The 15,425-nt window shown below is 45.3% G+C and carries 11 protein-coding genes; 4 read left to right on the top strand and 7 right to left on the bottom strand.

Annotated elements, in window-relative coordinates; translation table 11 throughout:
- Positions 1-422: 422 nt before the first annotated feature.
- The 7 genes from SM121_RS03720 to SM121_RS03690 form a co-directional block, all read right to left on the bottom strand.
- Positions 423-2,030: an alpha-glucosidase gene (locus tag SM121_RS03720; protein WP_320911196.1), complete on the bottom strand. Its 1,608-nt coding sequence runs from the start codon at positions 2,028-2,030 to the stop codon at positions 423-425.
- Positions 2,031-2,098: 68 nt separating this feature from the next.
- Positions 2,099-4,330, bottom strand: coding sequence for a glycoside hydrolase family 31 protein (locus tag SM121_RS03715; RefSeq protein ID WP_320911195.1), 2,232 nt, complete (start codon positions 4,328-4,330; stop codon positions 2,099-2,101).
- Between the two features lie 147 nt (positions 4,331-4,477).
- Positions 4,478-5,236, bottom strand: coding sequence for a CPBP family intramembrane glutamic endopeptidase (locus tag SM121_RS03710; RefSeq protein ID WP_320911194.1), 759 nt, complete (start codon positions 5,234-5,236; stop codon positions 4,478-4,480).
- A 418-nt stretch (positions 5,237-5,654) separates the two neighbouring features.
- Positions 5,655-6,320, bottom strand: coding sequence for a potassium channel family protein (locus SM121_RS03705; RefSeq protein ID WP_320911193.1), 666 nt, complete (start codon positions 6,318-6,320; stop codon positions 5,655-5,657).
- 9 nt (positions 6,321-6,329) lie between these two features.
- On the bottom strand, positions 6,330-7,712 hold the full coding sequence (locus tag SM121_RS03700) for a TrkH family potassium uptake protein (RefSeq protein WP_320911192.1): 1,383 nt from the start codon (positions 7,710-7,712) through the stop codon (positions 6,330-6,332).
- Positions 7,713-7,743: 31 nt separating this feature from the next.
- Positions 7,744-8,508 (bottom strand): nucleoside phosphorylase, encoded by a 765-nt coding sequence (locus SM121_RS03695; RefSeq protein WP_320911191.1) that lies wholly within the window; start codon positions 8,506-8,508, stop codon positions 7,744-7,746.
- Positions 8,505-9,074 (bottom strand): sugar O-acetyltransferase, encoded by a 570-nt coding sequence (locus tag SM121_RS03690; RefSeq protein WP_320911190.1) that lies wholly within the window; start codon positions 9,072-9,074, stop codon positions 8,505-8,507. Before SM121_RS03690 ends, SM121_RS03695 begins: the two co-directional genes overlap by 4 nt.
- Before the next feature lie 177 nt (positions 9,075-9,251).
- Here SM121_RS03690 and SM121_RS03685 point away from each other — a divergent pair, with 177 nt between their 5' ends.
- The 4 genes from SM121_RS03685 (at position 9,252) to SM121_RS03670 (ending at position 15,387) form a co-directional block, all read left to right on the top strand.
- Positions 9,252-9,995, top strand: a complete 744-nt coding sequence (locus SM121_RS03685) for a DeoR/GlpR family DNA-binding transcription regulator (RefSeq protein WP_320911189.1) — start codon at positions 9,252-9,254, stop codon at positions 9,993-9,995.
- 11 nt (positions 9,996-10,006) lie between these two features.
- Positions 10,007-10,816: a Cof-type HAD-IIB family hydrolase gene (locus SM121_RS03680; RefSeq protein WP_320911188.1), complete on the top strand. Its 810-nt coding sequence runs from the start codon at positions 10,007-10,009 to the stop codon at positions 10,814-10,816.
- 271 nt (positions 10,817-11,087) lie between these two features.
- Positions 11,088-12,518: a vWA domain-containing protein gene (locus SM121_RS03675; RefSeq protein ID WP_320911187.1), complete on the top strand. Its 1,431-nt coding sequence runs from the start codon at positions 11,088-11,090 to the stop codon at positions 12,516-12,518.
- Positions 12,519-12,672: 154 nt separating this feature from the next.
- On the top strand, positions 12,673-15,387 hold the full coding sequence (locus SM121_RS03670; protein WP_320911186.1) for a DEAD/DEAH box helicase family protein: 2,715 nt from the start codon (positions 12,673-12,675) through the stop codon (positions 15,385-15,387).
- The last annotated feature ends 38 nt before the right edge of the window (positions 15,388-15,425 follow it).

Raw genomic sequence — 15,425 nt, 5'->3', positions numbered from 1 at the left:
AACCCAAGCATCCCCGAACTATTTTTGAGCGGATTTTTGAGCGGATTCTGCTAGAAGAACAGCCCCTAAAAAGTAAAGAAGGCCTTCTCTGCTGAGAAAGACCTGTGTAAGCATAAACAAACTGCTTCTGTTTACAAATCTAAGAAATTCTATAAAAATGTATTCGTTAGAATGATTCTATCATCTACTGAAACTTTCCGCCGTGAGAAAAGTGCTAGAAACACTATTGTTTCTAGCACTCGGAATTATTAAGACCTAAGGCTCAATAATTAGTCTTGGAACTTCGTAGAAGTTCGCTGACGTCCGTCCTCACCTAAGGAAAGTTTTTTAGATAACGTCGTTCCTAATCCGACAGTCCTTCTCAACTGAGAAAGACCTGCTTCTACGAGGAAGTAATTTCCCCTATTTTTTCATTTGCCTCATTAGGCTAATTTAACACAGAAGGCATCCCAAGGGGCCAACTTGCCTGATTCGAGGACTTGTTCTACCTTGGTATTGGCAATGAGAACCTCTTCAACCCCATTAACAAGCGGTAAGTCTTGCTCTTGACTGGAGAGATTGACAACCACCAAATAGGCTTGCTCTCCTTCTACCCGCTTGTAGGCAAAAACCTTGTCTGCTGCATCCACCAATTCATAATCAGCAGTCACAAGCCAAGGGTGTTCTTTTCTCAAAGCAATGAGGGCTTGGTAGGTATAGAAAATAGAGTCTGGATCTGCTAGGGCAGCCTCCACATTGATCTCTTTGTGGTTTGGGTTGACCGCAAGCCATGGACGACCTGTCGTAAAGCCAGCTTCTGCTTCATCATTCCACTGCATCGGTGTCCGAGCATTGTCCCGACCAATATGGCGGATTTGATCCATGATCACTTCGAGCGGAACTCCTTTTTCTAAGGCTTCATGAGCATAGTTGATCGACTCGATATCTTCTACGTCCTCAAGGCTCTTAAATGGATAATTGGTCATCCCGATTTCTTCCCCTTGATAGATATAAGGAGTTCCCTTCATCAAGTGAAGCAGAATCGCTAAAGCCTTGGCAGATTTGACACGATAGTCCCCATCATCCCCCCAAGTGGACACAATCCGTGGCAAATCGTGGTTGTTCCAAAAGAGGGAATTCCAGCCTTCCTCTTCTCCTAATTCCGTCTGCCACTTGGTGAAAATTTCCTTCAATTTAGGCACATCCAATTCCTTGGCGTAGTGCCACTTTGGTTGACCCGGTTGGTATTGAAGGCCAATGTGTTCAAATTGGAAAACCATGGACAATTCTTGATTTTTTGGATTGGAGTACTGCTTGGCAATCTCTGGAGTCGCCCCCCAAGTTTCACCCACTGTAAGCAGATCCTTATCACCAAAGGTCGCTTGATTCATTTCCTTCAAGTAAGGATGGAGCATGGGACCATTGCTGATGATTTCCTGATCTGGGATCTTACCGATCATATCGATCACATCCATACGAAAGCCACCAATTCCCTTGTCAATCCAGAAATTCATCATGTCATAGATCTGATGACGGAGCTCCTCATTTTCCCAGTTAAGGTCTGGTTGCTTCTTACTAAAGTTATGCAGGTAGTATTGACCTGAAGCTTCATCAAATTCCCAAGCAGAGCCACTAAAAGCAGAAATAATGCCATTGGGCTCATCGCGCCAGATATAGAAATCCCGCTTTGGACTGTCTGGGTTTTCACGCGCCTCGATAAACCAAACATGCTCATCAGAGGTATGGTTGACCACCAAGTCCATGATGATTTTGATCTTGCGTTTCTGACCTTCTGCGATCAATTCTTCCATATCTTCCATGGTACCAAAGATGGAGGCAATATCCTCGTAATCCGAGATGTCATAGCCGTTATCATCCATGGGACTCTTGTAGACTGGTGAGAGCCAGATCGCTGTAATCCCTAGCTTTTCCAGATAGTCTAGCTTGCTCGTGATCCCCTTGAGATCCCCGATGCCATCGCCATTACTATCCTTGAAACTTTTTGGATAAACTTGGTAAATTACGGCATTATGCCACCATTTTTGTTCCATTTTTTCTTCTCCTTTATGATTGTGAAATCATTTTCATCATACAAAAATAGGGGTGAAATTGCAAGAGTTTACAAGTCTTCTCCCTCTTCACTGGAATAAATCACTTCAAAGAGACGTTGGCGCAAGCCTTCCTCCAAAGGCATGATGACCTTCATCAACTGTTTCCAATCCTTCGCTCTTGAACAAGCCGCAAATAATTCGTTTTTCCTATCATAGGCTAGGTTGGCAGATTTTAAGAGCTCAAACATCCGGTCTTCTTTGGCAATCGGACGCGATTGCAGCTCACCCATCGCAATTTCCTGACTTTGATTGTCCACTATGATAGGGGCTGTCTCAAAGGTATGGAGCAAGAAACGGTGCTGTCTCTTTTCAGGAAGCAGCGCTAGATCACCTGTTAAATCCAGCCTAATCTTTCTTTCATCCCAATCGACTGTTACGCGGGTTTCAACCTTACTAGCTCCTTCTCCTTCGACGAGTACGAAGGAACGATTGTGACCTGGGAAGAGATGCCAGTCCAGCATTTCTGGAAGGTCCACTCCTGTCTGTGGTTGTGCATCCATAGGGATGATGGCTCCCGCACGTGCAAAGACTGGAATATCCTGGCTGGTCCTAAAGACCGTGAGCTTCCCTCTTCCTTCATACTTCCAATCATGGAAGAAATCGTACCAAACGCCGTCTGGGAACCAAACGCTCACAGAAGCACTATGAAAGACAGGATCCAACGCTTCGGTAATTGGCGCCACCATGAGTTCACTGCCAAAGAAATATTGATTCTTCGCTTCATAAGCCTCTTCTTCGTTTGGGTAGTGGTAATAGAGAGGTTGAACCAAAGGTAGCCCTTCTTCGTGCGTCGCCACATTCATGGTATAGAGATAAGGCAGTAAGCTATGGCGCAGGCGCAAATACTGCTTCATCAAGCGACAGGTCTCAGACGAGTAAAACCACGGTTCCTTGCTGTTAAAGGCATTACAAGAACTATGGAGACGATTGATCGGGCTAAAGACCCCAAACTGCAACCAGCGAAGCGCCAAGTCTTCATCATAGTAGCCCCGCATATGGCCACCGATATCATGACTCCACCAGGTGTAGCCGATATTGGAAGCTGTGCTGGTAAAATAGGGTTGAAAGGCTAGGGATTCCCAAGTCACAATTGTGTCCCCTGAAAAACCAATCGGATACCGATGACTGCCAGGACCCCCATAACGCGATAAGATGAGACCAGCTTGGCCTTTTCGAAAATTGTCTAGATAATGATAGTGATTTAACAACCAAAGGGGATCCATCTTGCCATGACTACCTTGCTGCCAATCAATCCACCAAAAGTCCACTCCTTGATCTTCCAAAGGATGGTGGACATCTTCAAAATAAGCTTCGCGAAAGGCCGGACTGTAAAAGTCAAAGCTAGCCGCTTCTTCTTTTTCCGCATCCAGTCCCAAGCGTTTTGCGACCTTCGGATAAGCATCTTCGAAAGCGCGAATTCCATCTGCCGGATGGACATTTAAGGTCACCTTTAAACCACGCTCATGCAGGCCATTTAAGAAAGCAGCTGGATCAGGAATCAAATCCCGGTTCCAACTATAGCCAGTCCAACCACTTCCAAAGCGAGCTGGAATCGCCGTCTTGTGCCAATCCATATCGATCACACTGACTGCTAGAGGCACCCCTTCTGCTTTGAAACGATCCATCAAATCTGTGTACTCCTGACTGGTATAAGGCCAATACCGACTCCACCAGTTGCCAAGAGCATAACGTGGCAAGAGGGGTGGCTGTCCTGTCAGATGGTAAAAATCTTTCAAGGCACCTAGATAATCGCGCCCATAACCGAAAAAATACAGATCCACTTCTGGATAGGACCGTGCTCTAAAGCCGCTTTCGACATCATACAAGTAGGAAGCGGAATCGTCTAATAGAGCATAACCAGCCTTGCTCAAGATCCCATCTTGCAACTCCATAGCCCCATCGACCTCGTCAAGCGTCCGACTGGTCCCCTTTAAGGTCTCCGGCTGATCTCCATAGTGCCACCGGCTCCCATAGACTGCATACTGACCCTTGAGTTCGATATAAAGCCGATCCGGTGCAAAAGGTCCCTTTTCAAAATGGAGGTGGAGATGCTCTGTATGAAGATCGAGAACAGCTTCTGTCTCTACAACCTCGCAAGCAACAGGTCCAAAATCTCGATTTTGTACAACCTGCGTCTGACCATCTTCAAAAACACCATCCTCTGAGTATTCCAAGCGCACCAAAGATTCCGTTAATACGGAGATCCGATAGTTTTCTCCCTCTATCACTGGTCCTGCCATTTGTCTGTCCTCCTCTTTTTATAGGGCATCTGACTCGTCCTCTTTTCATCTGCTTCGCCTTACTAGGTAAGCGCTTACGATTTTACTATAGCACTCAAAAAAAGGCCTGTCAACACTTGACAGACCCTTTCCTAAAATTTTATAAGATCAACTTCCCCAATTGATCAAGAGATACATGAGACTCGAGCCAAACATATCTGCCAAGGCATGCATGAGGAAAAATGGCAAGAGATTCTTGACGACCTTCTTGTACATGAAGTAATAAAAGAGTCCATAAATGACGCCAATCACAAGGGCCCAGAGAAGCCCCTGATAGGTGTGGAAAGAAAAGCGGATCAGGGTTGAAAAGGCCAACGCCTTCCACTTGTTCTTCTCACTCACCGAAGTCATTAAACCCAAAAAGAAAAATTCTTCATAAAATCCATTGAGCAAACCATAAGCAATCGCCATGGGACTCAAAGCCATGAACTTATGGAGGATCTGCATGGGATCGATATAAGGCCAAAGACTTGGACTTAGGTAATTGTATTCACCCGAAACCGTTGAGATTACATCCCCAAAAAGTCCCATCGCTGCAAAGAGCAGGGGTACCCAGATCAAGGTGGACCACTTAAAGCGGATCGGCAATTGTTTAAAATCAAAGCGACGAAGCAGCAAGTAAAGAAGGGCTAGAGCCAGCAAGATCAACTGCAAGGTCATATTGCTGGAATAAGCAGCTCCTTCACTTGCAGTATTGCTACTGCTTGTGGCTACTGCAGTCTGCGCGACTGGCTGAAAACTGGCTAAAAACAGCTGGGTCGAGCGGATAATGAATTGCCCAAAAAGAATGGCCGTCACAATACCAATATCAAACCATTTGAGTTCTTTTAAGGGCTGTTTGGGTCGTATCCTGTTAAAAAATGTCATCTTTCATCCTTCTATTCCCACAATGGAAGTATTTTTGTTTCTCTTACTTTAGCAATCAATGCTTAAAGAAGAGTTAACCTAGAGAAGAAAAAAACGACCTTTCGGCCGTTTTATTTTATATTGAAGACAACGTCATCTTAAAAACTTTCCTTAGGTGAGGACGGACGTCAGCGAACTTCTTTGAAGTTCCATGACTTAGTTTTGAGCCTCTTCGCTTTTTAATTTATAGTCTCAAAACTCCCGAGTGTTTGAAACAATCATGTTTCAAACACTTTTCTCACAGCGGAAAGTTTCAGTATACTCTTGATTCATTGTAAAAATTAAAAGTCATTTTTCTGCAGAATCACTTCACCTATTTTAGTTAAAAAATAGGTTATCAACATTCTGAAACAACTTTTCGGTCGTCTCCATTACACAATTAGTCTAACAAATCTTGGATTCTATCCAAATATTGGTTGTCTGTCACTGCCATCACGCGTACCTCAGCCGGCCATACAAAGTCAGGACCAATCTGAATATGAAGCGGTTGGTCTTCCGCATCTCGATAGCCGATAATATTGAGATGGTACTCCTCTCTGACCGCCAAATCTTGAAGGCTTTTACCTACCCAGCTGGCTGGAACCGTGAACTCGGCTACCACCACTGCTTCATCCAACTGGAAAACTTCAATCCCGTGTTGGAAGAGGATCATCTTAGCTAGAGACATGCCTGCTTCTACCTCTGGTAGGATGACCAAATCAGCTCCAATCTTCTCAAGGACTTCCTTGGTCACTTCATTCTTGACCTTGGCAATGACGTGCTCGACGCCAAGTGCCTTACAGTGCATGACCGCCAGGACACTTGACTCCAAGTTTTCTCCCGTCGCAATGACGACAGTGTCACAGTTCCCAATATCTGCCGCATCCAAGAGGTCCATTTCCGTAATGTCTCCAACAATCCCAGTTGTGATCATGGATTCATACTGGTTGATCACATCTGCGTGATCGTCAATTGCAATGATATCCACATCCTGGTCCTGCAAGGTTTTTAAAACGCTCTGTCCAAAGATTCCTAATCCTAAAATTCCAATGGTTCGATTCGCCATGAGTTTCTCCTATCCGATAATGATGTCTGCCTTAGCATACTGCAAGGTGTCTGCCTTCTTGGCTTGGTAATTATTCAAGCTGACCATGAGGGTCAAGGGACCGATCCGTCCGATAAACATGAGCACCATGATAATGCCTAGTCCCGCTCCATTTAAGGTTGAGGTGACATTAGCTGTCACTCCCACTGTCGCTAGAGCCGATACCACCTCAAAGACCAGATAAATAAAGCGTTGGCCATCCGGCGTCACCAAACAGATTCCTAACAGACCCAGTAAGAAGGTCAACTGGAAAATCACCGCCGTCCCAAAGGAACGTTGAACAATGTCTGGTGAAATCGTTCGTTTTCCCAAGTTAGTATGCGGTAGCCCCAACAATTCTTTCCGAGCCAGAAGCAAGAGGACCAGGAAGGTGGTGATCTTCATCCCTCCTGCGGTACCACCTGGTGCCCCACCTAGAAACATCTGGAGGATATAGACAAAGAGCGTTACTGGTCGGACTGCAGTATAATCCAGTGAGGCAAAGCCAGCTGTCCGCATACTGACCGTTTGGAAGAAGCTGACCAAAATCTTCTCTCCCAATGGCAGGGACCCAATGGTTGCCGGATTATTAAACTCGGTCAAGAGACTGGTTACTGTCCCAAAGAGGAGAATCGCAGCTGTTAACCAGAGGACCACCTTGGTATGAAAGCGAAGAGTCCGTCGTCCGGATTGGTTACGAGTCTTGGTGGCTAGGTCAAACCAGACCATAAAGCCCAAGCCCCCAGTAATGATCAGAGCAGATAAGGTCAGATTGACCAACCAATCGGTCTGGAAACTCATCATACTATCGCCCCCAAAATTATCAAAGCCCGCATTACAAAAGGCGGAAACCGCGACAAAGATGGAGTTAAAGATTCCATGGCCCCAGCCAAAGCGAGGAATAAAGCGAGTCATGAGGAGCAGGGCCCCTAGTCCTTCGATGGTAAAGGTGGTGATAAAGATGGAGCGGACAAAACGGGTCAAGCTTTGATTGTTGCTAAAGCTAAAGCTATCCCGAATGGTCTGCCGGTCCTTGAAACTGAGCTTTTGGCGACTTTCCATAAAGAAGAGCCCAATAAAGGTCAAAATCCCCAAGCCCCCAATCTGAATCAAGAGCATACAGATGAGTTGCCCCCAGCCATTATAGGTCGAAGCCACTGACTGGGTAAAGAGTCCTGTCACACAGACCATAGAGACTGCTGTAAAGAGGTGGTCGATATAGCCTGCTGTTGAGCTTACTTGCTGGACAAAGGGCAGACTCAGTAAGAGCGATCCCATCAGGATAACCAAAGCAAAACTGAGAAAGATCCGCCTTGCCGGAGACAGGCGAGTCAATTTGGCCCGCCATTGTTTAAAAAATAGTTTGTCTAACATAGCTTCATTGTATCATAAAAAGAGAAAAGACCTACAAGTGATGAACCATCTCTAGGCATAATTCTAAGGCCTTCTCAAAAGCTTCTGACCCCCAGTCACGCTGGTCATAATTTTCTAGATCTGCTAGAGAATCTGCGGTAAATAGGAGCAAGCCCCAAACCGCCCCACGAAGTTGGGCCACTGCAGCAAGAGAGGCACACTCCATCTCCACCACACTACACCCTTCTTCGATGCGATAGGCCACCTTATCATGCGTTTCTCTATAAAATCCGTCCGTCGACCAGGTCATGAGCTCTTGATAAGGAATGGACGCTTGTTTGAGAACTGTTTCAATAGCAGTCAGTGCGCGGCCGTCCACCTCTATATAACGCGAAGGAGCGACATAATGGTAACTGGCTCCCTCATCTCGTAAGGCCTTGGTCGGGATTAAAAAGGCATTTTCTTCTATATCCACCAAGACCCCGCAGCTACCGGCCGATATGATCTTCTTCACCCCATAGCCAATCAACCAATCCATAAATTGGGCAGCAGGGGCAGATCCAACTGGCGCTTGGGCCAAGCAGATCTCCTCTCCTTTGTACTCCATAACATAGACCGGATAGGTCTTGGTAGCTGAGACAAAGCTAGCTACTTCTTTGGCTCCAACAGCTTCCGCAAAGCGATCAATCTCATCTTCCAAGAAAGCATAAACACATTTTTCAGGTAGGTGCAGGTCTAACCCCTCATGGGTCGGCATAATGACTGCCTGTGGATTGTCATCAAACTCTAAAATGGGTATTTCATGTTTATGGATCATTCCTTCTCCTTTTTGACAGGTATTTCTTTAATGACACGGGCTGGATTTCCTCCAAGGACCACATTGTCTCCAAAGGATTTTGTGACCACTGCTCCTGCGCCAGCAACCACATTGTCACCCAGCGTGACACCAGGAAGAATGGTGACCCCTCCTCCTGCCCAGAAGTTGTCTCCTATCGTAATTGGTGCCCCGTACTCAAGACCAGAATTGCGCTCGTCTGGATCCAGTGGGTGCAAGGGGGTCAAAAATTGGCAATTAGGACCAATCATGGCATTCTTTCCGATCGTAATGGGACATACATCCAACATGGTCAAATTGTAATTGGCATAGAAATTTTCTCCCAGATGGATATTAACCCCATAATCTACAAGAACCTGGCGATTGAGATAGAGGTTTTCACCGGTTGAACCGAACCACTCTTTGATGATAGCTACCCCTTTTTTGGGATCCACCTCTTGGTTAAAGGCTTCTTGTTTCTTCCGAGAAGCTTGGGCCAAAGCCCGTAATTCAGGGTCCGCAGGTCTATAAAAATCACCCGCAATCATTTTTTCATATTCACTGGCCATAAGGAAACCTCCACGTTATTTTGACATATTATAGCAGAATTCCCCCTTTAAAACAAACGTCAGAATAAGGGTTTGTAAGAAAAAAGATCATAAATGCTTAAAAACGCTTACCAAAACTTGCATCCGCTTACAAAATAATGTACAATAAAGACAAGAACAGAAATAAGGAGCGAATTCATGTACCAGGAACAACGGCTCGAAAAAATCCTAGAACTTTTAGAAGAGCGAAAACAGCTATCAGCTAAAGAAATGGTTGATTACTTTAAGGTCTCAAAAGATACTATTCGCAGAGACTTTGCCCTCCTTAGCCAACGCCAGCTGGTTCGTAGGACCCATGGTGGACTCCTCCCCTTAAACAAAGAACCCGGCCCTTCTTACCTAGACCGTAGTCAGAAAGCCAACAAGGAAAAGACTGCTATGGCTCAAAAGGCCCTGCAATTGATCCAAGATGGCCAAGTGATCTTTCTCGACGTTTCTACCTCGATGACCCTGCTTGCTGGCTTGCTTAATAAGGAAGTCACAGTCTATTCGCATTCCCTTGACAATGCCATCCAGCTCAGTAGCCATTCCCAGGTTGACTTTCATCTTTTAGGAGGAAAATTCTACACTAAAAACCGCTTCTACTATGACGCGAATCAAGCACAGATACTGGACAATCTTCGCTTTGATCTCGCTTTTTTTGGAGCGAGTAGCTTAGCCAATGGCGAAGTCACCTTTGAGGATGCTGAAGACGTTGCAGTCAAGTCCCTCGTTTTTGAACGAACTCGTACCAAGGTGCTGGTGGCAGAAAGTAGCAAGTTCTCCCAAAATGCCAACTACTATCTTGCCCGTCTCAAACAATTTGACTATTGGATCACTGACCAAAAACCAAGCCCTGACATCCTTAGACAAGTCGGTAACGAAACTACTATTCTCTACTAGGAGGTAAGTTTATGTCTCACATTCGTCTCATCATCAGCGATATCGATGGCACCATCTTAAATGACCACCATCAGATTGATCCACAGTTGGCAGCATTGATCCCAGATTTAAAACGTGAAGAGATTCCTTTCGTGCTGGCCTCTGCTCGCTCCCCAAAAGGGATGGCACCCATTGCCAAAGAGCTCGGCATAGAGGACTGTCCCATGGCCTGCTACAACGGGGCCTTGATCCAAAAAGGAGAACAAGTTCTTTTTGAGCATCCCTTGGACAAGACGGAAGCCCGGCACTTTATCGACTGGGCCACCCAACACTTCCCTCAAGTTTCGATCAACCTCTATAGCGGAAAAGACTGGATGACCGATCATCTCGACCAATGGAGCCAAGAGGAGGCCCGGATTACAGGAGAAAAACCTCTCATTCTCCCCCTATTGGATCCTTTGCAGGATACGACAAGGCCCCTCCACAAATTGCTCTTAATTGGAGAAGCAGAAGAGATCCAAGCCCTCTATCGTGCAGTTCCCGCCGACGACTTTCCTTCTACCGCCTTTTATCTCTCCAAAGCCAACTACCTAGAAGTCACGGCTAAGCACGTCTCTAAAGAGGATGCTCTGGTTGAGCTCGCCAACCACTACCACTTGAGCTTAGAAGAAGTCCTCACCATGGGGGACAACTTCAATGACCTTCCTATGCTCAAAAAAGCAGGCATCGGTGTCGCTATGGGCAACGCTCCTCAAGAGGTGAAAGACGAAGCAGCAGTCGTGACAAAGACCAACAATGAAAACGGGGCTGGGCAAGCGGTTGAAGCCTATGTCCTGATTTAGAAACATAAAAAAAGTGACTAGCTAGTATTTTTTACGAATAAAAAATATAGTAGAAATGCCGATAAAATAAGGATTCCTGCAAATTTGTGGGAATCCTATTATCTTTTGTACACTTTGTATGTTTAAATTATTTTGTGTATATTTTTCTGATTCAACTTTTTATCAATAATTAGGGATATAAAAGTCGACAAAACCCTTGATTATTATACCGTTGACAAGTTTTTCAAAAACCTGTATGATAGAAAAAAGTTTATTAAAAAGGGGACGTATTTTGAAAAAATATACTATTTCACGTAAACAAACTTTAACTTTAGCTTCCATTGTTTTAGGAACGGTCTTCACAGGAACGACTATTGCTTCTGCTGATGACGTTGCACCTAGCACAACCCAAGCTGCTCCTGCAGCTACTACAACAGCAAAATCACCTATCACTACTGCAACAGAAGAAATCAACACCAAAGCCAATACACCAGTTGTTCCTGCTGATAAAGCAAAAACTGGGGATGTCATCGCTGTGGACGTCAAGAAAACTGGCCCATCTGCTAAAACAGACGGCGCAGACACCACCACTACTTCAACAGCAACCATCAAAACCACTAGCTTAGCCGATCAAGACACACCTGTGGGCACTCCAAAACCAGTCTCTTCAACTAAGACAGCTACATCCACAAAAGAAACAGCTGACTACACTGAGACAACTACAGAAACTGTCAATAAAACAACTGTAGTCGAAGTGACAAAAGAAGCAGATGTGGTCAATAAAAAAGAAGTCCAAGCAACATCCGACATCGTCTTTGTCATTGATAAATCAACTTCGATGGATTCACATATCAATGATACAATGAAGAACGTTGAGACCTTTGTTCGTAATTTATCTGCAAAAAATATCCAAGCACGCTTGGGATTGGTTGCATTTGAACGATCAGATCGTATACAATACTTTGATTTTAACGGATCAAAATTCACAACGGATCCAGAAAGTTTTATTTCTGCTCTGAAAACTATCAAAACCTATGGTGGTTATGAAAACACCACTGTTCCATTGCGCCACATCGCTACTTCAGAGGACTACAACTGGGGCACCGGAACAAACAATCATCGATTTGCATTCGTCATTACAGACGAGCCAATCGATATGAATACTCCATATAAGAATTCTCTCCCATCAAAAGAAGAAACTCTTCAATCATTGAAGGCAGCGAATATTTCCTTAACAGTTGTAGGACGCACAGTAGACCAGTCTGACTTTGCTCCATTGGTCAATGGGACAAATGGTCTCTACCTAGATATCCGCAAAGATTTTGCTGACTTGTTGAACGTTCAATTTGCCAATAAAGTTGTTGAAACTGTACAAAAAGGTCGTGTCTTCAAAGTCCAAACAGATAAGTATGAGTTGATTTCAAAAACTCACCGCGTGGCGAAAGCAAAACCACAAACGCCTAGCATCCAAACACCTGCAACACCGACTCCTACTCCTCAGAAACCGGCTGTTGTCACTCCTGCGAAACCGACAGTCTTCACACCAGCTAAAAACGAGCCTGTGAAAACAGAAGTCTATATCGCACCAGCAGCTCTTCCTCAAAAAGAAGCAAGCCTTCCAAATACAGGAAGCACGACCTCAACTGCCTTGACAACTCTTGGCCTTGGTCTTCTTAGCATGGGTGCTGCCTTTGGTCTCTCTCGTAAAACAAAGAAAGACTAACGTTAACAAGCCTAATCTGTAGATTGAGCTTTTTCGCTCTGTCCGAATGATTCCTGTTTGCCATTCTCATTAGAAAGTAGAAATCTTCAGCTTCTACCAAAAGATTCTTGTCCTTCGCTATGTTATAATGGGGACAGTACAAGGGAGGAAACCAATGTTACAAGAACTAGCCTTTATAGGCCAATGGAGACACTATCAAAAACGCGTCCTCGATAAGAGTGAGGCTTTTATGGCGGATGGCCACCTGCATTTGGTGGCGGCTCCTGGCTCTGGAAAAACAACCCTGGGAATCGAATTTATCCGACGCTTTGGGCAACCAACTCTTATCCTGGCACCTACAGTCACGATTCGCCAGCAATGGGTCGACCGGATTGTCCAAGCATTCTTGAAAGATGAAAACCAAGCGGGGCAATTGATCTCTCAGGACCTCAAACATCCTAAGCTGATTACAGTGGCTACCTATCAGGCCCTCCACAGTGCCATGAATCAAGTCGTCGGCCAATCACAAATCGAGGATACCGATGACCAGGCAGAGATTGAAACATTTGATTTCAAAGGCTTTGATATCTTTACTACTTTCAAAGCCATCTCACTTGGGACCCTTTGTTTAGATGAATGTCACCACTTGCGCAATGAATGGTGGAAGAGTTTGGAAGCCTTTCGCCAAGCCTTCCCTGACTTAAAGATGATCTCCCTCACTGCTACCCCTCCCTATGAAGGGGACCCTGCTCTTTGGGAACGCTATATCCGCATGTGTGGTGAGATTGATGAGGAAATTACGGTTCCCGAATTGGTCAAGGAAGAAACCCTTTGTCCCCATCAGGACTATGTCTACTTTGCCTTTCCAACCAAGGAAGAGCAAGAGCAGTTGGACGCCTTTAGCCAACAAAAGAATGCTCTCTTGCAACAACTGACTTCCGATCCCCTCTTTTGCCAATACCTGCAAAACTGCCAGGCCTTATCGGGTCAGATCAGCGATGATGAATTGCTCAATGATCCCAAGTATCTCTCTGCTACCCTGATCTTTCTTCGAAGCAAGGGAATCGACTTTCCCCAACGTTTCCAGGACCTTTTAGGAGCCAAAAAACTCCCTGCTTTCACCATGGACTGGCTTGAAATTCTCCTGCAAGGTCTGCTCTTTCAGGTGCCTCACTGGTACAATCTACCTGAGGAATACGAGAAGCAAGTCCTCCATGAACTAAAAGCAGCCAGCTTGATCGATCGAAAACAGGTCAAACTGGTCCGCAACAAAAAACAAGACCTCCTGCTCAACCAATCCCTCGGAAAACTCAATGCAGTTCGAGAAATTTTCAAGGCGGAATACCAGGCTCTTGGAAGTCAACTGCGCCAACTGGTCTTAACAGACTATATCCGCCAAGACTTTGAAGTTCATCTAGGAGATAAGGACGCCCAATTTACTCAATTGGGAGTGCTCTCTTATTTCGAATCTATTCGCAGGGAAAGCTTAGAGCAAGCAACTCCTCCTGCCATCGCTGTCTTGACCGGCAGTATCGTCATCATCCCGACGGTCGCTAAGCCAAGATTAGAAGAACTTCTAGGAGAGAATCGTTTGACTTACCAAAGTGTCGGCCAATTATCCCCTGATGACTTTCTCAAGGTTCGCTTGGTTGGTTCTCAACATGATTTGGTGACAGCTGTGACCCAGCTCTTTCAAGAAGGGCTTATCCAGGTTGTCATTGGAACCAAGTCTCTTCTAGGAGAAGGTTGGGATGCTCCTTGCGTCAACTCCCTGATCCTAGCGAGCTTTGTCGGCAGTTTCATGCTCAGCAACCAAATGCGGGGTCGTGCCATTCGAGTGTGGCCTGAGGATCCAGACAAGACTAGCAACATCTGGCATCTGGTCTCCATCAATCTTTCCCTAAAGAAATGGTATGAAAAGTCCGATCTTGAAAAAGAAGAGATCGAAGCCCTCACTGATCAGCTGAAAGAATATAGTCCTGATCTGGAGCTCTTAGAAAGACGGATGAAGCAATTTTTAGGTCTCCATTACAAGGAGCCCTTCATCGAATCCGGTATCGAACGCCTAGCCTTTGACAATATCCGCTATACCAAAAAACAGTTGCAGAAACTCAATGAAGAAACCTTAGAGCGGTCCACCCATCGTCAAGAACTCCGGGATGGCTGGCAAAAAGCCCTGCCGATTCTGGAGAATATGGAGATTGCAAATGAGGTCCAAGTGGATAAACACTTCCTGCCCCTGGCCCTATTTTTTGACGCTAGAAAGCTAGCTCGTTGGCTGACGGCCGCCACTTTGACCGATGCTTTCGCCAACCTTTTTTACTATTCACATAGAGGAGGAGGGAATAAAGCGTCTCTAATTCTTCTATTCGTTTTAGCTGTTCTCGCTCTCCTTGCCTGGCTGCGCTACTATCTCTATAAGAACCCTTATAAACGGTTAGAAGTCTTCGGCCAGGCTATTCACCAAGCCCTGCTCCTTTCAGGTCAGATCCAGACTCAAGCAACCCGCATCCAAGTCGTGCGAGATCGAAAGGATGCCATCAACACGCTGATTTATTTGAAGGGCGGAAGCATGCGAGAGAAAGAAGTCTTTTCGCAAACCATGATCGAATTTTTCGCACCGATTGAAAATCAACGCTATATCTTGAAAGCACAGGAAAAGGTATCCGATCAAACAGAATATTTCGCTGTACCAAGCCTCTTTGACAAACGGAAAGAGGATGCTCAAGCCTTTGTGGAGCAAATCCGAAAGAGCCTAGGTAAGTATGACCTCGTCTATACCCGAAGTGCCGAAGGTCGCGCCATTCTCCTAGATGCGCGCATTAAGGCCTTAGCTAATAAACAAGAGCGTACCTTCACGAAGAAACAAGTGATGTCGGATTTGAAATAAGAATTTATTTCACAATAAAAGAAAAGTCTAGTAGTTTC

It is taken from the genome of Streptococcus sp. S1, assembly GCF_034137685.1.
Lineage (GTDB): Bacteria > Bacillota > Bacilli > Lactobacillales > Streptococcaceae > Streptococcus > Streptococcus dentalis.
The sequence above is the reverse complement of the archived record's forward strand: the minus strand, read 5'-3'. Positions and strand labels throughout refer to the sequence as shown.